Annotated in this window: 20 protein-coding genes, 2 pseudogenes and 1 other annotated feature; of the genes and pseudogenes, 19 read left to right on the top strand and 3 right to left on the bottom strand. The window is 39.0% G+C overall.

The genetic code is table 11. The features are described from left to right. Positions 1-12 precede the first annotated feature (12 nt). Complete coding sequence (locus A5875_RS07705) at positions 13-129, bottom strand: DUF4044 domain-containing protein (RefSeq protein ID WP_088933054.1); 117 nt, start codon at positions 127-129, stop codon at positions 13-15. Between the two features lie 227 nt (positions 130-356). Here A5875_RS07705 and A5875_RS07700 point away from each other — a divergent pair, with 227 nt between their 5' ends. The 19 genes and pseudogenes from A5875_RS07700 (at position 357) to ileS (ending at position 19,664) form a co-directional block, all read left to right on the top strand. After that, positions 357-668 (top strand): DUF3397 family protein, encoded by a 312-nt coding sequence (locus A5875_RS07700; protein WP_088933053.1) that lies wholly within the window; start codon positions 357-359, stop codon positions 666-668. A gap of 71 nt (positions 669-739) precedes the next feature. Further along, positions 740-1,210: pseudogene (gene mraY, locus A5875_RS07695) on the top strand (phospho-N-acetylmuramoyl-pentapeptide-transferase); the annotation flags it as partial. Positions 1,211-1,224: 14 nt separating this feature from the next. Next, positions 1,225-2,046 (top strand): annotated as a pseudogene (gene murD, locus A5875_RS07690) (UDP-N-acetylmuramoyl-L-alanine--D-glutamate ligase); the annotation flags it as partial. A 94-nt stretch (positions 2,047-2,140) separates the two neighbouring features. Then, positions 2,141-2,572: a division/cell wall cluster transcriptional repressor MraZ gene (mraZ, locus tag A5875_RS07685; protein WP_088933052.1), complete on the top strand. Its 432-nt coding sequence runs from the start codon at positions 2,141-2,143 to the stop codon at positions 2,570-2,572. A gap of 15 nt (positions 2,573-2,587) precedes the next feature. Continuing rightward, positions 2,588-3,541: a 16S rRNA (cytosine(1402)-N(4))-methyltransferase RsmH gene (gene rsmH, locus A5875_RS07680; protein WP_088933051.1), complete on the top strand. Its 954-nt coding sequence runs from the start codon at positions 2,588-2,590 to the stop codon at positions 3,539-3,541. Positions 3,542-3,546: 5 nt separating this feature from the next. Further along, positions 3,547-3,924 (top strand): cell division protein FtsL, encoded by a 378-nt coding sequence (ftsL, locus tag A5875_RS07675; protein ID WP_088933050.1) that lies wholly within the window; start codon positions 3,547-3,549, stop codon positions 3,922-3,924. Beyond that, complete coding sequence (locus tag A5875_RS07670; RefSeq protein WP_088933049.1) at positions 3,925-6,114, top strand: penicillin-binding transpeptidase domain-containing protein; 2,190 nt, start codon at positions 3,925-3,927, stop codon at positions 6,112-6,114. A gap of 16 nt (positions 6,115-6,130) precedes the next feature. Further along, positions 6,131-7,093 (top strand): phospho-N-acetylmuramoyl-pentapeptide-transferase, encoded by a 963-nt coding sequence (gene mraY / locus A5875_RS07665; protein ID WP_088933048.1) that lies wholly within the window; start codon positions 6,131-6,133, stop codon positions 7,091-7,093. A 14-nt stretch (positions 7,094-7,107) separates the two neighbouring features. Then, complete coding sequence (gene murD, locus A5875_RS07660) at positions 7,108-8,472, top strand: UDP-N-acetylmuramoyl-L-alanine--D-glutamate ligase (RefSeq protein WP_088933047.1); 1,365 nt, start codon at positions 7,108-7,110, stop codon at positions 8,470-8,472. Positions 8,473-8,482: 10 nt separating this feature from the next. Next, positions 8,483-9,574 carry an undecaprenyldiphospho-muramoylpentapeptide beta-N-acetylglucosaminyltransferase gene (gene murG / locus A5875_RS07655; protein WP_088933046.1) on the top strand — a complete coding sequence of 364 codons (1,092 nt, stop codon included), beginning with the start codon at positions 8,483-8,485 and terminating at the stop codon, positions 9,572-9,574. A gap of 3 nt (positions 9,575-9,577) precedes the next feature. Next, positions 9,578-10,684 carry a cell division protein FtsQ/DivIB gene (locus A5875_RS07650; RefSeq protein ID WP_176244633.1) on the top strand — a complete coding sequence of 369 codons (1,107 nt, stop codon included), beginning with the start codon at positions 9,578-9,580 and terminating at the stop codon, positions 10,682-10,684. 166 nt (positions 10,685-10,850) lie between these two features. Continuing rightward, positions 10,851-12,176: a cell division protein FtsA gene (ftsA, locus tag A5875_RS07645; protein ID WP_088933045.1), complete on the top strand. Its 1,326-nt coding sequence runs from the start codon at positions 10,851-10,853 to the stop codon at positions 12,174-12,176. Positions 12,177-12,197: 21 nt separating this feature from the next. Next, complete coding sequence (gene ftsZ, locus A5875_RS07640; RefSeq protein WP_088933044.1) at positions 12,198-13,436, top strand: cell division protein FtsZ; 1,239 nt, start codon at positions 12,198-12,200, stop codon at positions 13,434-13,436. Positions 13,437-13,450: 14 nt separating this feature from the next. After that, on the top strand, positions 13,451-14,128 hold the full coding sequence (locus A5875_RS07635) for a YggS family pyridoxal phosphate-dependent enzyme (protein ID WP_088933043.1): 678 nt from the start codon (positions 13,451-13,453) through the stop codon (positions 14,126-14,128). Between the two features lie 9 nt (positions 14,129-14,137). Continuing rightward, positions 14,138-14,773 (top strand): cell division protein SepF, encoded by a 636-nt coding sequence (locus A5875_RS07630; protein ID WP_088933042.1) that lies wholly within the window; start codon positions 14,138-14,140, stop codon positions 14,771-14,773. A gap of 13 nt (positions 14,774-14,786) precedes the next feature. Then, positions 14,787-15,062 carry a YggT family protein gene (locus A5875_RS07625; RefSeq protein WP_171004873.1) on the top strand — a complete coding sequence of 92 codons (276 nt, stop codon included), beginning with the start codon at positions 14,787-14,789 and terminating at the stop codon, positions 15,060-15,062. Positions 15,063-15,074: 12 nt separating this feature from the next. Beyond that, positions 15,075-15,857, top strand: coding sequence for a YlmH family RNA-binding protein (locus tag A5875_RS07620; RefSeq protein ID WP_088933041.1), 783 nt, complete (start codon positions 15,075-15,077; stop codon positions 15,855-15,857). A gap of 22 nt (positions 15,858-15,879) precedes the next feature. Next, positions 15,880-16,587, top strand: a complete 708-nt coding sequence (locus A5875_RS07615; RefSeq protein WP_088933040.1) for a DivIVA domain-containing protein — start codon at positions 15,880-15,882, stop codon at positions 16,585-16,587. Then, positions 16,576-16,789: a binding site (T-box leader), on the top strand. Its footprint overlaps the gene before it by 12 nt. A gap of 88 nt (positions 16,790-16,877) precedes the next feature. Beyond that, a complete protein-coding gene (gene ileS / locus A5875_RS07610) occupies positions 16,878-19,664 on the top strand; it encodes an isoleucine--tRNA ligase (protein WP_088933039.1) in 2,787 nt (928 codons plus the stop codon). 92 nt (positions 19,665-19,756) lie between these two features. Here the strand turns inward: ileS and zwf are convergent, their stop codons facing one another. Further along, entirely contained in the window at positions 19,757-21,271 is a 1,515-nt protein-coding gene (zwf, locus tag A5875_RS07605) for a glucose-6-phosphate dehydrogenase (protein ID WP_088933038.1), read from the bottom strand. A gap of 145 nt (positions 21,272-21,416) precedes the next feature. Next, the gene (locus tag A5875_RS07600; protein ID WP_088933037.1) at positions 21,417-22,064 is read right to left on the bottom strand and encodes a metal-dependent transcriptional regulator; all 648 of its coding nucleotides are present in this window, start codon (positions 22,062-22,064) and stop codon (positions 21,417-21,419) included. Positions 22,065-22,198: the final 134 nt, after the last annotated feature.

The raw sequence follows: 22,198 nt of genomic DNA, 5'->3' as shown, positions 1-22,198 counted from the left end.
CCGGCTATTTGCTTACATAATACTTAGTAGACTACTCAAAACTAATGAACCAATTGTTAAAATTAACATGGTCCAAATAACAACCTTGGTAACTTTAGAAAAAGTGCTCGTGGATTTTTTTTTATTCATACCGTCACCGTCCTCAAAAAAATGTCAAATCCATCATACTTCATTTCTCAAAACTCCGCAAATAACTGAAAAAACTTTTAAAGAATACTAAGAAATCTTTTCGCGTCAATATCGCGAATTCAATTGTTAAAACTTGCTAAATCCTTTATATTTTAAATGAATTGAAACACGAATGTAACGATAATGCAGTATAGTGAGGGTAGTAGTTTGAAGAGGAAGGACTGTGTTTGTTGGCATCATTTTCACCAATATTATTGTTATGGTACATTTTTCCGATTATCGTCTTTTTAGCGTCTGATTATATCGTAACAACTTTCAAATTAAAACAACGCTTCAATTTGAAAACGCCAGATATCACTGTGCCATATTTTTTATTAACTATTCTATTATTGGGCATTAGTGTAGTTGTTTTTCAAGCCTATCGCTATCGCGAAATCATGTACGGCCGCTTCTTTAAAATGTTTTGGCGCTTAACGTTTTTGTTGTCGGTTTTAGTCTACTTCATTTTGATTATCGCAAGTGTTATTAATGCCTTATAATTGAAAAAAACTTTAAAAAAACTCTTTATTACCGCTGTAATATACACATCTAGATGTGTATAAGAGACAGCTCTAACGCAGTCAACCTCACTGACGGGATAGATGGTTTAGTTTCCGGTTTAGGAACAATCTCTTTTGCAACATATGGAATTATCGCGTGGAACCAGCAACAGTATGAAGTTCTAATTATCTGTCTGGCAGTAATGGGCGGGTTAGTCGGTTTCTTTCCTTATAATAAAAAACCAGCAAAAATTTTTATGGGTGATGTCGGTTCTCTTGCATTAGGCGGGCTATTAGCGGCCGTTTCGATCGTCTTACATCAGGAGTGGACGTTACTATTAGTCGGTCTGGTTTACATTTTTGAAACAGCAAGCGTGATTATTCAAGTCACTTCCTTTAAAATGACAGGGAAACGTGTTTTTAAAATGTCACCATTGCACCATCATTTTGAGATGTCAGGTTGGTCGGAATGGAAAGTAGATACCGTATTCTGGGCAATTGGATTGATTGCATCTATTATTGTTTTATTGATCGTACTGTAGGAGATGACTAGGAAATGAAACAAATCAAACAATATGAAAATGAAAAAGTACTAGTGTTAGGATTAGCGAAGAGTGGATTTAGTGCGGCCAAGTTGTTGAATGACTTGGGCGCACTTGTTACGGTAAATGATGGAAAGCCTTTTGAAGAAAATCCAGAAGCACAAGGCTTATTAGAGCAAGGAGTACGAGTAATCACTGGACACCATCCGATTGAATTATTGGATGAAGATTTTTCATTGATGGTAAAAAATCCTGGTATCCCTTATGACAATCCGTTAGTGGCGAAAGCCGAAGAATTGCATATCCCAATTTTGACCGAAGTGGAGTTGGCCTATCAAGTCGCAGAATGTCCTATCGTTGGTATTACTGGAACGAATGGTAAAACGACAACAACTACCATGATCGGTCTATTGTTGAATCAAGAGCGGACAGCAGGCAAAGCACATTTGGCTGGTAATATTGGTTTTCCAGCTAGTGAAGTAGCTGCTAAAGCGTCAGCGGATGATGATATCGTTATGGAATTATCAAGTTTTCAATTGATGGGCATCAGGGAATTCAAGCCGCAGATAGCTGTTATTACGAATATCTACGAAGCTCATTTGGATTATCATAAAACTCGTAAAAATTATGTTGCGGCCAAATGGGCAATTCAAGAAAATATGACTGCTGATGACTATTTGGTTTTAAATTGGAATTCTGAAGAATTGCAGGAAATGAGCAAACAGACAAACGCGCAGATTGTTCCTTTTTCGACGAGGGAAAAATTATCAAATGGTGTTTATGTAGTTGATGATAGTATCTATTATAAAGAAGAAAAGATTATGGCTACTTCTGATACACATCTAGATGTGTATAAGAGACAGGTGTGGTAGATTGTGGGGGATTGTGGTAGACTAATCTCATGCGGTGGTAAAAAGGGGTGAAGTCTAAATGTTCATGGGTGAATTTCAACATAACATTGATACAAAAGGACGATTGATCGTTCCATCAAAGTTACGTGAACAATTAGGCGAAAAATTTGTTGTTACCCGTGGTATGGATGGGTGCTTATTTGGTTACCCTTTAACCGAATGGAACGAATTAGAAACAAAGTTGAATGAAATGCCGCTTTCTAAAAAAGATGCGCGTGCATTTGTTCGTTTCTTTTACTCCGCAGCTACCGAGTGTGAGATTGATAAACAAGGTCGAATTAATATACCAGTGTCACTTCGTAACCACGCTTCTCTTGAAAAAGAATGTGTGATCATTGGTGTAGCTAACCGTATTGAAATTTGGAATCAAGCACGATGGAATGAATTTACAAAAGAAACAGAAGCTAGTTTTGATGACATTGCAGAAACAATGGTCGATTTTGGATTTTAGAGAAGAGGATTATCAATGACAGACTTTCAACATACAACCGTTTTGCTTCGCGAGACAGTTGATGGTCTAGCAATCAAACCCAACGGTATTTATGTTGATTGTACATTAGGTGGAGCTGGTCACAGTGAATATCTACTGAGTCAGCTGAATGCAGATGGACATCTGTATGCTTTTGATCAAGATCAAAAAGCTATTAATAATGCGAAAGTTCGTTTAGATGAATACGTCGCAAAAAAACAAGTGACCTTTGTTAAAGCTAATTTTAGAGAACTTAAAACAGAGTTGAATTTCTTAGGTGTGACGAAAGTTGATGGGATTTTATATGATTTAGGTGTTTCTTCTCCACAACTAGATGAAGCTGAACGCGGGTTTAGCTACCATCAAGATGCACCATTAGATATGCGGATGGATCAAGACGCTTCATTGAGTGCTTACCAAGTGGTAAATGATTACTCATATCATGAGTTAGTAAAAATTTTCTTTCGCTATGGTGAAGAGAAATTTTCTAAACAAATCGCCCGTTTGATTGAACGCAAGCGAGCTGAAAAGCCGATTGAAACGACTGGCGAACTTGTCGACGTAATCAAAGAGGCTATCCCAGCTCCGGCAAGACGAAAAGGCGGACATCCTGCTAAACGGGTCTTTCAAGCTATTCGCATCGCTGTGAATGATGAGCTGGGTGCGATTGAGAGTTCGTTAGAGCAAGCAATCGATATATTGGATCTTGAAGGAAGGGTCAGCGTGATCACCTTTCATTCATTAGAAGATCGAATCGTTAAGACAATGTTTAAAGAATTTAGTACACCTAAAGACATGCCGCCAGGCTTGCCGATGGTGCCGGAAGAATTCCAACCAATATTGAAGTTAGTTAATCGAAAACCAATTATTCCTTCAGATGAGGAATTACAAGAAAATAATCGCGCGAGAAGTGCAAAATTACGGATCGCTGAGAAAGTGAAGAAAGGATAGGAATTATGGCAGAATTAAAGAATAAACAACAGTTTCAATTTGATTCTCAGCAAGAAGAGATTCACCAAACGCCAGATTCTTTCAAAGTCTTCGTTTCTCCTGGAGATCGTTTAAAGAGAATTACACGAGTGGAAAAAATCGCCGTGTTAGCCTTCTTAGTGATGTTGATTGGACTATCGATTGTGATGGTTAATTACCGTAACGAAATCAGCAAAACCCAAAACGAAATTACTAGTATTCAAACCGATATTGATGCGAAAGAGAAAACAGCGACACAATTACAACAAGAAAAAAGTGAATTGTCTCGTTCGGATCGTTTAAAAGAAGTTGCTGAAAAAGCAGGACTTTCGATCAATGACGCGAATTTAAGGAAAGTGAAGTAAATGAGCTTTAAAAGGCTAAGAAGAAAAATCCGAAAAAAGAATTTGACTCCGATGAACAATCGCAAAAAAGTAGGCGTTATTTTGTTTGCTACGAGTATTGGATTGTTCTTTTTATTTGCCGTTCGCATGATTTATGTAGTGGCAGGAGGTCATGTAGCAGGAACCTCGTTAAAAGCTAAAACCGAAGAACTTTATCACGGTGGTGAAGTTGTCAAGGCTAAACGGGGGACAATCTATGATCGTAATGGTGAGGTAATAGCAGAAGATGCGACTTCTTACTCAGTATATGCGATTCTTTCAGAAAGCTATGTTTCAGGAAAAGAAAAACTATATGCCCAAGAGAAAAATTTTGATGAGTTAGCTTCAATTTTACATAAGTATTTAGGAATCAAAGAAAAATCAGCGTTGAAGACTCTGGAAAGCGGCATAAATAGTGATGGAACAAGTAAGTATTACCAAGTTGAATTTGGTAATAAGGGAAAAAATATCTCTGAAGAAACCAAACAAAATATTGAAGATGCGATGAAAAAGGCCAAAATAAAAGGTCTCTATTTTACCGATCATACTGATCGAATGTACCCAAATGGAAACTTTGCTTCTCATTTTATTGGTTATGCTCAACCAGATAAGAAAGAAACATTAGTTGGAATGATGGGTGTTGAAGCAGCTTACGATGATGTCTTAAAAGGAAAAGATGGTAAGGTAGTATATCAAAAAGATGAAAACCAACGGCCAATCCCAGGCAGTGTCGCTGAAGAAAAGAAGGCGGTAGACGGTGAGGATATTTATACTACTTTAGATGCAGGATTACAAAGTTATTTGGAAACATTGATGGATAAGGTTAATTCAGAAGCTAAGCCTACTGAGATGACTGCAATGCTGATGCAGGCGAAAACAGGAGATATCCTTGCGATGTCTCAGCGTCCAACGTTCAATCCTGAAACTAAAGAAGGGTTAGGAGAGTCTGACGCTTGGCGAAACTTTTTAATAGAAGATAGTTATGAGCCAGGATCAACAATGAAAGTTTTTACCACTTCCGCGGCAGTTAACGAAGGTATCTTTAATGAAAATGAAAGCTATGTATCAGGTAAGATACAAGTGGCGGATGCGACCATCAATGACTGGGATCTAGGGAAAAAAGGGATTCTGACAATGCGTCAGGCGCTTTCTTGGTCTAGTAATGTTGGTATGGTCAAATTAGAAGAGCGATTGGGAGATCGCTGGCCTGAATATGTGAAACGTTTCGGTTTTGGCCAAAGTACCTATTCTGGTTTGCCAGGCGAGTCAAAAGGAACGTTACCTACAAGTAATATTGTTGACCAGGCGATGAGTTCTTATGGACAGGCAATTGGAGTGACTAACTTCCAAATGATGCGTGGTTTTACTGCTGTAGCAAATGACGGGAAAATGTTGCAGCCTCATTATATCGAAAAAATTTCTAATCCTAATAATGGCAAAGAAATTATTACAAAACCAGAAGTAGTTGGTGAGCCTATTACAGCTGAAACTGCTCAAAAAGTCCGTGAATATATGAGGGACACCGTTGAAAGTGAAAACTATGGCTCTGCTTATGATCAATACAAAGTACCTGGATATAACATTTCTGCTAAAACTGGTACAGCACAAATTGCAGAGAATGGCAGATATTTAACAGGTGAAACAAACTATATTTATTCAATTGCATTGATGCTTCCCTCAGAGGATCCTGAATATATTTTGTATTTAACGTTGAAACAACCGCAAGAAAATAAAGAAGGTATTTTGGGAGAAATCGCGAACCCATTGTTGAGTCGTGCGATGGAATTTCAAAACAATGATACTGATTCGGCGGACGAAGAAAGCAATACTAAGGTTACTGTAGAAGATTATCGAAATCTTTCAACATCTAAAGCAGCAGCAGATGCAAATAAACGCGGATTCACAGCTGTAGTGGTTGGTGATGGAGATAAAATCACCGAACAATCAGCGAAACCAGGCGAGCAGGTTATGGCGAATGAGCACTTGATCTTGTTAACAGATGGCAAGAAAGAGATGCCAGATGTTCGAGGATGGTCGAAAGCAGATATCTTAAAATTGACCAATCTGCTAGATATTGATGTGAGCTTTAAGGGAGATGGCTATTGTACGAAACAGAACATCGCTCCTTACACAGAAGTATCAAAGAAGAAATTGAAAATTACGTTAGGTTAGGACTGGAGAGAATAAAATGCAACCGGCACAACTATTTATCGCTTTTGCCAGTAGTTTCGCAATTACTGTTGCAGGCATGCCTTTTATAATTGGCTATTTTAGAATGAAGAAACAAGGACAAGAAATTCGTGATGAAGGGCCCAAATGGCATAATTCCAAAGCAGGGACCCCAACAATGGGGGGATTAGGTTTTTTAGCTGCAGCAGTGATTACTGCAATTTGGTTTAGTCTTTGGACTCATCAAATGACAACGTCACTGATGATTTTAGTATTTGTACTATTACTATATGGAATCATAGGATTTTTAGATGATTTTATTAAACTGGCGAAGAAGCAAAATGAAGGATTGACCTCAAGTCAGAAATTTATTGCGCAAGTTGTTGTGGCTATCATCTTTTATGTCATCTATCGAATGGAAGGTTATCCTAATACCTTGAATTTCTTCGGTATTGAATTACCGCTAAATATTATATATGGTTTGTTCGTGATTTTTTGGCTGGTTGGTTTCTCTAACGCAGTCAACCTCACTGACGGGATAGATGGTTTAGTTTCCGGTTTAGGAACAATCTCTTTTGCAACATATGGAATTATCGCGTGGAACCAGCAACAGTATGAAGTTCTAATTATCTGTCTGGCAGTAATGGGCGGGTTAGTCGGTTTCTTTCCTTATAATAAAAAACCAGCAAAAATTTTTATGGGTGATGTCGGTTCTCTTGCATTAGGCGGGCTATTAGCGGCCGTTTCGATCGTCTTACATCAGGAGTGGACGTTACTATTAGTCGGTCTGGTTTACATTTTTGAAACAGCAAGCGTGATTATTCAAGTCACTTCCTTTAAAATGACAGGGAAACGTGTTTTTAAAATGTCACCATTGCACCATCATTTTGAGATGTCAGGTTGGTCGGAATGGAAAGTAGATACCGTATTCTGGGCAATTGGATTGATTGCATCTATTATTGTTTTATTGATCGTACTGTAGGAGATGACTAGGAAATGAAACAAATCAAACAATATGAAAATGAAAAAGTACTAGTGTTAGGATTAGCGAAGAGTGGATTTAGTGCGGCCAAGTTGTTGAATGACTTGGGCGCACTTGTTACGGTAAATGATGGAAAGCCTTTTGAAGAAAATCCAGAAGCACAAGGCTTATTAGAGCAAGGAGTACGAGTAATCACTGGACACCATCCGATTGAATTATTGGATGAAGATTTTTCATTGATGGTAAAAAATCCTGGTATCCCTTATGACAATCCGTTAGTGGCGAAAGCCGAAGAATTGCATATCCCAATTTTGACCGAAGTGGAGTTGGCCTATCAAGTCGCAGAATGTCCTATCGTTGGTATTACTGGAACGAATGGTAAAACGACAACAACTACCATGATCGGTCTATTGTTGAATCAAGAGCGGACAGCAGGCAAAGCACATTTGGCTGGTAATATTGGTTTTCCAGCTAGTGAAGTAGCTGCTAAAGCGTCAGCGGATGATGATATCGTTATGGAATTATCAAGTTTTCAATTGATGGGCATCAGGGAATTCAAGCCGCAGATAGCTGTTATTACGAATATCTACGAAGCTCATTTGGATTATCATAAAACTCGTAAAAATTATGTTGCGGCCAAATGGGCAATTCAAGAAAATATGACTGCTGATGACTATTTGGTTTTAAATTGGAATTCTGAAGAATTGCAGGAAATGAGCAAACAGACAAACGCGCAGATTGTTCCTTTTTCGACGAGGGAAAAATTATCAAATGGTGTTTATGTAGTTGATGATAGTATCTATTATAAAGAAGAAAAGATTATGGCTACTTCTGAATTGGGAGTACCGGGCACCCATAATATTGAGAATGCCTTAGCAGCGATTGCCGTGGCAAAATTAAAAGGTATTACTAATGAAGGAATCCGATCAGCATTGAGTAATTTCCATGGTGTACCTCACCGAACACAATATGTAGATACAATCAACGGCCGTAAGTTTTATAATGACTCAAAAGCAACAAACAGTTTGGCGACTGAAATGGCCTTAAGCGGTTTTGATAATGAGCGCTTGATTCTATTGGCTGGAGGCTTAGATCGTGGAAATGGTTTTGATGAATTAATCCCTTCGCTTGAAGGACTAAAAGCAATCATACTCTTTGGTGAAACCAAAGATAAGCTCGCTGATACCGCAAAACGAGCAGGTATCCAAACCATTATTTTGACTTCAAATGTTGAAACGGCTGTTCCTTTGGCCTATGAACAAAGCGAGGCAGGAGACAGCATCTTATTGTCTCCCGCAAATGCAAGTTGGGACCAATATCCGAACTTTGAGATTCGCGGAGATAAATTCATGCATGCGGTGAAGCAATTAGAAAAGTAGGGAAATAAAAATGAGAATACTTGTAACAGGCGGTGGCACGGGCGGACATATTTATCCAGCCTTAGCATTTATCCGCTACGTCCAAAAAATCCAACCTGATTCTGAATTCTTGTATGTAGGAACGCATCGCGGATTGGAAAATAAAATCGTGCCTGAGACAGGCATCTCTTTTAAAACAATCAAAATTCAAGGTTTTAAACGGAAGCTTTCGTTTGAAAACATTAAGACGGTTCAATTATTCATTGAAAGTATTAAACGTTCAAAAGAAATTTTACGTGAATTCAAACCAGATGTGGTGATTGGAACCGGCGGGTATGTATCTGGTTCAGTGGTATATGCAGCGGCTAGGATGAAAATACCAACAATCGTTCATGAGCAAAATAGCGTTCCAGGAATTACCAATAAATTTTTGAGTCGTTTTGCAGACAAAGTTGGTATCTGTTTTCCTGATGCGGCACAATATTTTCCAGAAAGTAAAACGGTCTTAGTGGGAAATCCGCGAGCACAAGAGGTTGTCACTAGTGGGAAATCCGAGGTTTTGGAACAATATGGCTTGTTGCCGGATATCCCTACAGTCCTGATTTTTGGAGGAAGTCAAGGTGCGCTTAAAATAAATCAAGCCGTTATTCAAGCGTTACCCCAGTTTTCTCAAAAAGAATATCAGGTGTTATATGCATCCGGGGATCGTTATTATAACGAGATATCAGAGAAGTTTGACGTTGAAAAAATTAGTCGTAACCTTTCGCTTCAACCGTATATTAAAAATATGACTGATGTTATGGCAAATGTAGACTTATTGATAGCTCGTGCTGGTGCGACATCAATCGCAGAGTTTACTGCTTTGGGATTACCAGGAATTTTAATTCCAAGTCCCTATGTTACGAATGATCATCAAACAAAAAATGCTCAAAGTCTTGTTAATGCAGGAGCTGTCAAAATGATAGCTGACGCTGATTTAACTGGTGATAAATTAGTAGAAGCAGTAGATGAAATTATGAATGATCCGGAAAAAAGAGAGCGGATGGCGAAGGCCTCGCGTCAAGAAGGAATCCCTGATGCTGCTGAGCGTCTGTGGACACTGGTAAACGAACTCGTCAATTAATTTTTGGAGGTGAGGATCATTAGTCGTGAAGAGTTTCCAGAAGAAAACAAAACACAAGAAGACAAGCCAAAACACGAGAATTTAACTCCTTGGCAATTAGCCAATATGGAGTATTTGAAACAAAAAGCTCTTGAAAAAGGAGAACCAGAATCACTCCTAAATAATTCTGAACAGACGGCTGAAACTATAGACACTAGTGAACCCGCCGACGATAAAAATGAAGAGACGGATGAAAAAAATTCAACAGCTATTGAAAATGAAATGAATGAAAACGAAGAAGAGCCTGTTAAAGGACCCAAAAATGGCTCATTTTTAGATCGACTCCCCAATATCAAGCATGAACGAAATCAGCGACTTGTAAGAAGAGCTTCAGTTTTGATTGGATTATTTTCAATTCCGGCGTTATTACTATTATATTACATATCACCGTTAGGTAAGTTAGGTGGAGTGAGTGTAAAAGGCAACGAGAAGATTTCGACGGAGATAATAAAAAAAGAACTCAATTTTACTGTTGGCGATAATCTATGGAGCCAGTATTTTGACCGCAAGGATAATGTTGAAAATTTGAAGAAGCAAGAACTTCAAATTGAAGACGCCGAAGTGCATATTGATGGCTTTAATCATTTTGAGGTGCAGGTTAAAGAATATCCCGAGGTTGCCTATTTGGAAAGTAATGGAAAGTATTCTCCCGTTATATCAAATGGAAAGATTATTCCGATTGAAGTTGAAAAAAGTGATGGTGAGTTGCCTATTTTAGAAAACTTTACCGGATCAAAAAGAATATTAAAGGTACTTGAAGGCTATAAAAAGCTATCTGAAGAAGTCAAACAAGGTATTTCTCAGATAAAATATGCCCCAACTAGTGAAAACAAGGAACTATTGGAAATTTTCATGAATGATGGTAATAAGGTCTTGATAAGTATCAATGACTTAGCAAGTAAAATGAAGTATTATCCTCAAATCGCTAAGGAAATGAGTGATAAAGAGATTAAGGGTGTTGTTGATATGGAAGCAGGAATTTACAGCTATCCTTATACTGAAAATTCAGCTACTGAGGATTCGACACAAGTCTCAACAGACCAAACTGAAACGCCAATTGGAAATGATTAAATTTATTACAAGAAAATGTTGAATCTTCTTTTTCATTCTGGGCAAAATGTGTTAAAATTGAAAGCAGTGAATTACTTGCAAAAAATTATATTTCATGCTTAACAGTAACTTAAAATATTAAATCTGAATAAAGCATTTTATTTGAAAATAGGAGGGAATCCCATTCATGGCAAAAGCAGGAATGTATGTAGGCCTTGATATCGGGACAACATCGATAAAAGTTGTTGTAGCCGAGTACATCGATAGCCAAATGAATATCATTGGTGTTGGAAACGCAAAATCAGAAGGAATCAATCGTGGGATTATCGTAGACATCGATAAAACAGTACAGGCGATTCAACGAGCAGTAAAACAGGCCGAGGAAAAAGCTGGGATTCAGATCAAAAGTGTCAGCGTGGGACTACCTGCCAACTTGTTAGAAGTTGAGCCTTGTCAAGGTATGATCGCTGTAAACAATGAATCGAAAGAAATTATGGATGATGATGTTCGTAATGTCGCTTCAGCAGCAATGGTTCGTTCGGTTCCTCCTGAAAGACAAATAGTTGCACTATTACCTCAAGAATTTACCGTTGACGGTTTTGAAGGGATCAAAGATCCACGAGGAATGATTGGTGTACGACTGGAAATGTTCGGATTAGTATTTACTGGTCCTAAAACAATCATTCATAATATCACAAAATGTGTGGAAAAGGCAGGGTTATCCGTTGCTGAAACAGTGATCACATCCTTAGCCTTAACTGAGTCTATTCTATCTGATGGCGAAAAAGATTTTGGTACGATCGTTATTGATATGGGCGGAGGACAAACCACGACGTCTGTTATGCATGACAAACAATTAAAATTCACCCATGTAGATCAAGAGGGCGGAGAGTTTGTTACTAAAGATATTTCGATCGTTTTAAACACTTCATTTAATAATGCGGAAGCGTTAAAGATCAATTACGGAGATGCCTATCCAAGCAGAACATCAGCTGATGAGGACTTTCCAGTTGATGTGATTGGGAAAACTGATCCGGTGAAAGTGGATGAACGCTATTTAGCTGAAATCATTGAAGCACGTTTGGAACAAATATTCCGTAAAGCTAAAGAAGCTTTAGATGAAATCGAAGCTCTTGATTTGCCAGGCGGTGTTGTACTTACCGGTGGTGCTGCAAGTTTGCCTGGTGTAGTCGACTTGGCTGAAGATATTTTTGGAACGACAGTAAAACTGCACGTGCCAAATCAAATGGGCTTGAGAAATCCAGTCTTTACAAATGTCATTAGTATCGTCAATTACTCAGCTGAGTTAAACGATGTTTATCATTTGGCAAAATCGGCTGTAACAGGGGAAAAGGTTTCTTTATCTGCTTCCCCACAACCAAACGCTGTTTCTACAGCACCTGTATATGACGATTATGAAGCATCAAATGATTATGAAGAAGAAACAAAACCAAAAAATGAAGAAAAAGTTACCGGGAAGATTAAAGACTTCTTCTCTAATATTTTTGACTAATTTGTAGGAGGAATAGAAAATATGGAATTCTCAATAGATAACAATATTAACGAAGGTGCAGTTATTAAAGTTATCGGTGTTGGCGGTGGCGGTGGCAATGCCATCAACCGCATGATCGAGGAAAACGTCAAAGGCGTAGAATTTATCGCTTCAAACACTGATGTACAAGCCCTTAAAAATTCAAAAGCAGAAACAGTTATTCAATTAGGTCCTAAATATACTCGTGGTTTAGGCGCTGGATCACAGCCAGAAGTTGGTCAAAAATCAGCAGAAGAAAGTGAACAAGCAATCCGCGATGCATTAGAAGGTGCAGACATGGTCTTCATCACTGCCGGTATGGGTGGTGGAACAGGAACAGGTGCTGCTCCGATCGTTGCGAAAATCGCAAAAGATCTTGGTGCATTAACTGTAGGCGTTGTTACTCGTCCATTCAGCTTCGAAGGACCGAGACGCGGACGCTTTGCAGCCGAAGGTATTTCCTTATTAAAGGAAAATGTTGATACATTATTAATCATCTCAAACAATCGTTTACTTGAAGTTGTTGATAAGAAAACTCCGATGCTTGAAGCATTCCGTGAAGCGGATAATGTTTTACGTCAAGGAGTTCAAGGTATCTCAGACTTGATCACAGCTCCTGGATATGTCAACTTGGACTTTGCTGATGTGAAAACAGTGATGGCCAATCAAGGTACTGCCTTGATGGGTATCGGTGTTGCCAGCGGTGAAGACCGTGTAGTTGAAGCAACGAAAAAAGCGATCTCTTCTCCATTGTTAGAGACATCTATTGATGGTGCGGAACAAGTATTGTTAAACATCACTGGCGGCTTAGATATGACTTTATTCGAAGCACAAGATGCTTCTGATATTGTTGCAAGTGCAGCAACAGGCGATGTAAATATTATCTTAGGTACATCAATCAGCGAAGAATTAGGTGATGAAATTCGTGTTACAGTAATTGCGACAGGAATTGATCCAACAAAAAAGGAGCGTAAGGCTACTCGCAACACACAGCGTGCTAGTCAAATCCAATCAGTTCCACAAAAACAAAATTTAGATATTGAACCTGCAAGAAATAATGAAGGTCAATCTGCTTTTGGTGAATGGGATATTCGTAAAGAAGAAAATATTCGTCCAAAAGTTGAGGAAACGCAATTTGATAATATCGAAAAGAAAGATTTCGAAACATTCAATCGTGAAGAAGTAAAACCTGAAAAAGACGAAGAACTAGATACACCACCATTCTTTCGCCGTAGAAAATAAGAGGGGGAGAGCACATGATCGCTGAAAACTTGCATAAAATCGAGCAAGAAATTCAGGAGTCGTGTGCTCTTGTTTCACGTAAGCCACAGGAGATTACTATGGTTGCGGTGACCAAGAGTGTCGACTCCAAAACAGCAAATGAACTCGTCGAATTAGGTGTTTCGGATTTAGCTGAAAATCGAGTAGATAAATTACTAGAAAAAAAGCAAAGTCTTTCACAACATCAGCAGATTAAATGGCATCTTATTGGTAATTTACAGCGTCGCAAGGTAAAATTGATTATAAATGAAATCGACTACTTTCATGCATTAGACAGTTTACGTTTGGCACAAGAAATTCAAAAACGTGCGGAACATCAAATAAAGTGTTTTATTGAAGTAAATGTTTCTGGGGAGGAATCGAAACATGGTATTAAGCCAGATGAACTTCATTCCTTTATCAATGAACTAGAAGGATTAGATAAGATACATGTGATCGGTTTGATGACGATGGCTCCTTATGAGGCTAGTCAGCAAGAAGTACAAACTATTTTTTCTACCTTGAAAAAACTTCAAGAAAGTGTGAAAGAACAAAACTTGCGGTATGCGCCATGTACAGAATTAAGCATGGGAATGAGCCAAGACTTCAAAACGGCAATTGAAGAAGGTGCCACGTTTGTTCGCATCGGAACGGCACTATTTAGGAAAGGTTAGGTAAAGTTAATGGGAATTAGTCTAGCAAAGATCACTGATTTTTTTGGTTTAGCAGATGATGATATGTATGAAGAAGCAGCAGCACCTGCCCCAAAGAAGCAGGTTAGCCGCCCACAAAGCGCGCCTAAAAAAGAACGAGTAACGGCACGTTCTACATATCAAAAACAAGAACGACCAAAAGAAAGAGTGCAGAAAAAAGCACCAGAAAGAGTACAGCCAGTCGTTGAGACTCAAACAAATCGACGTGCTGAAGCTGTTATGAAAAAGGCAGAAAGTATGCCTAAGAAAAATGAAAAAGTTGTCTCAATGCCCAACAACACCAGTCGGGCACAGCGACTTACACCAAGAATGGAAGAAAAGAAAAAAGACCGGATTTCGGTGGTGGAACCAAAAGCTTACAACGAAGCAATGACTATTGCAAAACGTGTAGGTCAAGGTGAAGTGGTTTTGATCAACTTCCAATCGTTAGATGAAATGAAAGCACGCCGCGTAGTGGATTTTTTAACTGGCGCAGTATTTATGATCGATGGTGATATCAAACGTGTTGGAAATGAAATGTTTTTATGTACACCAACGAATGTTGAAATCACTAATTCGACATTGAGTTCGATGGTTGATGAAGATATTTATGGATTAGGAATGTAAAGGAGCCGCTTAGTTGAATCTACTTATTACACTTTTTTACTATTTAAATCGTCTAGTTTATCTCTATACGATACTTTTAGTTGTTTATGCATTGATGTCATGGTTCCCTGGAGCCTATCAATCTAAATTTGGTCAACTTTTAGGCCGGATTTGTGAGCCGTTTCTTGATTTGTTTCGGCGCTTGCCTTTACAGTTTGGCGGGATTGATTTTTCAGTGATGGCCGCAATTTTAGCATTGAATATTGCAATGGAGGTCTTGCAAAAAATTCTGATTAATATTATTTATTAAGGAGGTGGCAATATGAATGCGAATGTCTATCAACATTTTAGACCAGAAGAGCATCCATTTGTTGACAGTGTTGGCGATTGGTTAGAACAAGTTGAAAGCCAGTACGCTCCTTATTTGACGAATTTTTTAGACCCGCGCCAAGCTTATATTGTAGAGACTTTGATTCGTGAAAATAGCGAATTAAAATTTTCTTTTTATGGCGGTTATGAACATGCTGAACGTTGTCGCTGTATGATCTATCCGGATTATTATGAACCGCAAATCGATGATTTTGAACTTGTGATGATTGAGATTAATTATCCGCAAAAATTTACAGAACTATCTCATGGGAAGATTCTGGGAACTTTAATGAATGCGGGAATCAAACGCGATTATTTTGGTGATATTATTTCTGATGGGGATCGTTGGCAAATTTTTTTAGCGAAGGATTCTGCCAGCTATATTGTAAATCAGGTAACTAAGATTGGTCGTGTAACAGTTCATTTAGAGGAACGTCCGTATACGGATATTATTATTCCTAAAGATAGTTGGGTAGAAGAAACTACTACAGCAACTTCGATGCGATTGGATGCAATTATTTCAACGGTTTATAATATTTCTCGTCAGCGTTCCAAACAGTTAGTTGAAGCTAGCAAGGTAAAGGTTAACTGGTCAGTTAATGAACGACCAGATTACTTGCTTGATTTATTAGATGTCGTTTCAGTTCGCGGGTTTGGTCGAATCCAAATCCAGGGCTTAGAGGGAAAAACAAAGAAAGAAAAATTCCGTTTACGCTTAGGCGTTTTACGAAAATAAATTTTATGAGGTGAACAAAAAAATGGCATTAACTCCATTAGATATCCAAAACAAGAGTTTCTCCACCAAGATGCGTGGCTATAACCAAGATGAAGTCGATGATTTCTTAGATATGATCGTTCGTGATTACGAGGATAGTATTGCAAAAAATCGCGAATTAGAAAAAGCGTTGAAGCATTCAGAAGAGAAATTAGAATATTTCAATGAATTGAAAGAAGCCTTGAACCAATCTATCGTCGTGGCACAAGATACTGCCGACAAGGTAAAATCTTCGGCAAGCAAAGAATCTGAAGTAATCGTGACTTCTGCGCAAAATCGTGCGGATGAATTAATCTCAAACGCTATGCAAAAAGCGAACCTATTGACAACAACTGCTGAAGACAAAGCTAAAGAGATTTTAACTGATGCTACGTCTAAAGCACGACAATTAGCTGCTGAAACAAACGACTTGAAGAAGAAGACGCGTGTGTTCCATCAACAATTACTTTTATTGTTAGAAACACAAATCGATCAAGCACGCAGCGGCGACTGGGAAGAAGTATTGAAACCAATGTCTTCATATGTTGGTGATGGCCATGAAGTCTTGAGAGAAGTTTTGGCTAATGAACTTGACAATGATGCTGAGGTTGCAGTAGACTCAGATGAACCAATTATTACCCCAGAACCCCACGAGGAAGATATGGGATTAACGATTGATATTCCTGAATTAATTAAATCAGACGAAGATTAATCTAGAACAGAAAAGCTGATTAGATTCTTTAAGCGAGCCGATGGTAGTGAGAGTTCGGCAGACCCTCTAGTTGGAAAGATCCTCTAGATCATTCGATTGTGAACCATCAGTAGCAGTCGACGTGTCATTACGTTAGCGATGATTAGAGGAAACTTTTTGAGTTTCAAATTTTGGGTGGTACCACGACAAGCTCGTCCCTTTGCGGATAAGCTTGTTTTTTTGTGTTTTTTCATTCTTGATTTATCAAGGAATATTTACTAGTAATTTAAGATAAAAGGAGACGATCGATAGTGAAGACAAAAGAAACCCTTCAACTAGGGAAAACCGGCTTCCCGATGCGCGGTAATTTACCAAATCGTGAAGGTCAATGGGAAAAAGAATGGGAAGAAAATAAAATTTACGAAAAACGTCAGAAGTTGAATGAAGGCAAACCAACCTTTGTTTTACATGATGGACCTCCATATGCTAACGGAAATATTCATATTGGCCATGCTCTAAATAAAATCAGTAAAGATATTATCGTCCGTTCGAAATCAATGTCAGGATTTCGTGCGCCTTATGTTCCTGGTTGGGATACACACGGACTGCCAATTGAACAAGTTCTTACTAATAAAGGAATCAAGCGTAAAGAAATGACAATGGCTGAGTATCGTAAAAAGTGTGAAGAGTATGCATTGTCACAAGTTGATAAGCAGCGAGATGATTTCAAACGTTTAGGAATCGCTGGTGAATGGGACAATCCATATATCACATTGGCACCAGATTACGAGGCTGCTGAAATTCGCGTATTTGGAAAAATGGCGGAAAAAGGCTACATTTATAAAGGCTTAAAACCGATCTATTGGTCACCATCAAGTGAGTCTTCATTAGCCGAAGCCGAAGTTGAGTATAAAGATGTTAAATCGCCATCAATTTTTGTGGCATTCAAAGTTAAAGATGGTAAAGGAATCCTAGATACTGATACGTCATTCATTATCTGGACGACGACGCCTTGGACTTTACCTGCGAACCAAGGGATTTCTGCTAATCCTACCTATACTTACGTGGTTGTGGAAGCTGCGGGTAAAAAATATATAGTTGCGAAAGATTTACTGGACAATGTCGCGAAGGAATTGGATTGGACAGAGCCTAAGATCATTAAAGAGGTCAGCGGCAAAGATTTGGAAAATATGACTGCGCAACACCCATTCTATGATCGCGAATCATTAGTTATTTTAGGGGATCATGTCACGCTAGATGCCGGTACTGGTTTAGTTCATACTGCTCCTGGACACGGGGAAGATGATTACTTTGCTTGGAAGAGATACCGCAACGACATCATTTCGCCAGTTGATGACCGCGGTGTTATGACTGCTGATGCTCCCGGATTTGAGGGTGTCTTTTATGATAAAGTCAATCCGATGGTGACAGAGCTGTTAGAGAAAAATGGGGCATTGTTGAAGTTGGAATTCTTTACTCACAGCTACCCGCATGATTGGCGGACGAAGAAACCAATTATTTATCGAGCAACACCGCAATGGTTTGCTTCGATCGATAAATTCCGCCAAGATATCTTAGATGAAATCGAAAAAGTTGACTGGATCATTCCTTGGGGCAAAACACGTCTTTACAATATGATCCGCGACCGCGGGGATTGGGTAATTTCTCGTCAACGTGCTTGGGGCGTGCCGTTGCCAATTTTTTATGGTGAAGATGGGGAAGCGATCATCACACCGGAAACAACAGAGCATGTAGCACAATTATTTGCTGAACATGGCTCAAATGTTTGGTTTGAACGTGAAGCCAAGGATTTATTGCCAGAAGGCTTTACACATCCAAGCTCACCAAATGGGGAATTCACAAAAGAAACGGATATCATGGATGTTTGGTTTGACTCAGGTTCTTCTCATGAAGCAGTGTTGCGTCAACGTGACAACTTAACGTTCCCAGCTGACATGTATTTGGAAGGCTCTGACCAATATCGCGGCTGGTTCAACTCAAGTATCACTACTAGTGTGGCGATTAATGGAGTTGCGCCTTATAAGTCTGTGCTTTCTCAAGGCTTTACGTTGGATGGCGAAGGCCGCAAGATGAGTAAATCTTTAGGCAATACGATCGTTCCTGATAAAGTCATCAAACAAATGGGCGCCGACATTTTACGTCTATGGGTCAGCAGTGTCGATTATGAAGCGGATGTTCGGGTATCAATGGACATCTTAAATCAAGTTTCAGAAGTTTATCGTAAGATCCGCAATACGATGCGTTTCTTGTTAGCGAATACGACAGACTTTGAACCGGCTAAACATGCGGTGGCTTATGACGAATTGCGCTCCGTCGATAAATATATGCTGGTCCGCTTGAACGAAGTAATCAAAACGATCCGTGAAGAAGGCTATGAAAAATACGACTTCACGCAAATTTATAAAACGGTTGTAAACTTCCTAACCGGTGATTTATCTTCATTCTATTTGGATTTTGCGAAGGATGTTGTTTACATCCAAGCAGAAGACAGCTATGAACGTCGTTGCATGCAAACTGTTTTCTATCAAGCAGCGGTAGCATTGACGAAATTATTGACGCCAATCATTCCGCATACAACAGAAGAAATCTGGACATATTTGAAAGAGGAAGAAGAGTATGTTCAATTAGCAGAGTTGCCAAGCTATGAGGAATATCCTAACCAAGGCGAATTATTAGATACATGGAAAGCCTTTATGGATTTCCGTGATAAAGTATTGAAGGCCTTAGAGGAAGCTCGTAACGAAAAAGTAATCGGTAAATCTTTGGAGGCTAAAGTAACGATCTATCCAAATGAACAAGTTGCAGTATTGCTGACTGCTTTGGATGCTGACTTAGCTCAATTATTGATCGTATCGCCTGATTCATTTAGTATCTCGAAGGACGCGGCACCGGAAAATGCACTGGCATTTGATGATGTGGCGATCCTAGTGGAAAAAGCTGAAGGGGAAGTCTGTGATCGTTGCCGTCAAGTCCGTACAACAGTCGGTGAAGATGAAAAGCTGCCAACTTTATGTGCTTCATGTGCTCATATTGTGGAAGAAAACTATCCAGAAGCAGTAGCTGAAGGGCTAGAATAAGATAATATAATAGAAGAAACCCGTGTCGAATTACCGGCACGGGTTTCTTTATATAAAAAAGAGGCTGAGAATTTCTCCCAGCCCTTATCTAACTATTTTAATTTTCCACGCTCGCGATACCATTGATCTGGCTGCCAAGCCCATTCATGTCCGTTCTTTGCTAAAAGATCGAAGGCGCATTGTGGCCCCATCGTTCCGGCAGCATAGTTTGGAAATCCTGGAGTGGTTTGATCCCAAGTATTACGAATTCGATCAACGATCTCCCATGAGTTGGCCACTTCATCCCAGTGAGAGAAGTTTGTTCCGTCACCGTTTAAGGCATCCAGCAATAATTTTTCATAGGCTTCTGGACTATTCTCAGTGACCTCAGCGCTTTGACGGAAGTCTAATTTAACTGGTTCAGTATTCAACCCTTGCCCAATCTTCTTTCCGTTTAGAGTTAAAGAGAATCCTTCGGTTGGTTGGATATAGATAGTTAAAATATTTTGCGGTAGTTCCTCTCCTTCAACCTCTTCTTGTTCAAAGTTGAAAACATTGACAGGGACTTGCTTGAAGACGATATTGATCCGCGTTCCTTTTTCAGTCATGCGTTTACCTGTTCGAACGTAGAAGGGAACGCCGGACCAGCGGAAATTATCGATCAAGAATTTTCCTGCAACGAAGGTTTCCATCAGGGAATCTTTGGCAACATTTGGCTCATCGTGGTATGCAGCAAATTCTTTGTCATCTAACGTACCAGCGTCATATTGACCTCGCACGAAATTTTGCAGAACTTCTTCTGAATTGTAGCGGCGAATCGCCTGTAAAACTTTTACTTTTTCTTCACGAATTGATTTGTTTGAAAAAGAGGTCGGCACTTCCATCGCTAATAAAGCAACAACCTGTAAAATGTGATTTTGCACCATATCTTTTAGCGCACCGCTGTGTTCATAGTAGCCGCCGCGATCTTCCACACCAAGTGCTTCAGAAAACGTGATCTGGACATTTTCGATATAACGGTTATTCCAAAGGGATTCAAAGATATTATTGGCAAAACGAATCACCGAAATATTTTGGATCATTTCTTTTCCTAAATAGTGATCGATCCGGAAGATATCTTGTTCAGGGAAAACATTTCGAATTTGATTGTTCAGCTCATTGGCAGAATCGTAGTCAAAGCCGAATGGTTTTTCGATCACTAATCGGTTATAGCCAGTTGTGGTTAAAATTTCTTGTGATTTCAAATGATTCACGATCGTACCGAAAAATTGAGGTGCCATGGCTAAGTAATATATCCGATTGCCTTCTAGACCATATTTTTCATCTAAGTCGTCAGACAAAACTTTTAGTTGATCATAATGTTCTGTATCGTTGACGTTGTGTGATAGATAGTAAAAGTGTTCAGAAAAATCCTGTGCTTCTTCATCGGTCGCCGCGATATCTTTAATGGTTTCGCGAACAATCTCACGGTAATGGTCATCGCTCCATGGCCGTCTTGCAGTGCCAATCACAGCAAAATGCTTTGCTAGGTTGCCTTTTTTATAAAGACGAAATAACGAGGGATAAAGTTTCCGCTGCGCCAAGTCGCCGGTTCCACCAAAGATGGTGAATAGTGCTGCTTGTTCCATATGGTTCACTCCTATTTCAAAGTATCTTCATTTTTCAAGTGGAAAACGAGTTTAATTTACAATCATCCAATTAAGAGGTTTCCCCAAGAGTTTATCACTTATATTGTGATAACTGCAAAAAGTTGGTTTGGTATTTTGATTCGTCTTATAAAGTATCGACAAATATTGTTGATGCTGCCTTGTAACTGATAGCCACTTCTTTTTGATCGTTGGCTAAAGTAATCGGTCCTTCATAAGCAGCAATATTTGTAATCGTGTATTCTTCGTGGATATTAATACCAAGATCCATCAAATAATCCAGCAGATCCTTCTCATCCAAAACACGAGCGATTCGGACAATTGTACCTTCCGGGTAATTTGCTAAGGTCTGACGATCCTTTTCGTGAACGATTTGATCTTGTTGTGGAATCATTCCGCCGTGAGGACAAAAAGTCGGGTGCTTCAAGTAATTATCCAATTTTTGTTCTAATTGTGAAGATGTCACATGCTCTAAGACTTCTGCCTCATCATGAACCTCGTTCCATGAGTAGCCTAAATGGTCAACGAGAAAAACTTCCCACAAACGGTGTTTACGGACAAGGGTACTAGCCTTTTCCAGCCCAGCCGGTGTTAGTTGAACCCCTTGATAAGGAGAATGCTCAACTAATCCTTCTTTTACTAGCTTATTGATCATTTCGCTGACAGAAGCTCCGGAAATGGACAAACCAGCAACGATTTTTTTATTACTAACTTTTTCTTTATCGCCACCTAATTCTAATATTAATTTTAAGTAATCTTCGCGATTTGGTGTCATTGATGTTCATCCTTTCATAACGAAGCATATCAGATTAAGTTTACCAAATAAATTTTGTTTTTTCCATTTGATCGGTCTTTTCTTTTTAAAAGATCAGGGCTTCGATAACATGAGTAATTAAAAAAATATTCTAA

Origin of the sequence: Enterococcus sp. 3H8_DIV0648 (assembly GCF_002140655.1) — a bacterium.
Taxonomy (GTDB): Bacteria; Bacillota; Bacilli; order Lactobacillales; family Enterococcaceae; genus Enterococcus_A; species Enterococcus_A hulanensis.
The sequence above is the reverse complement of the archived record's forward strand: the minus strand, read 5'-3'. Positions and strand labels throughout refer to the sequence as shown.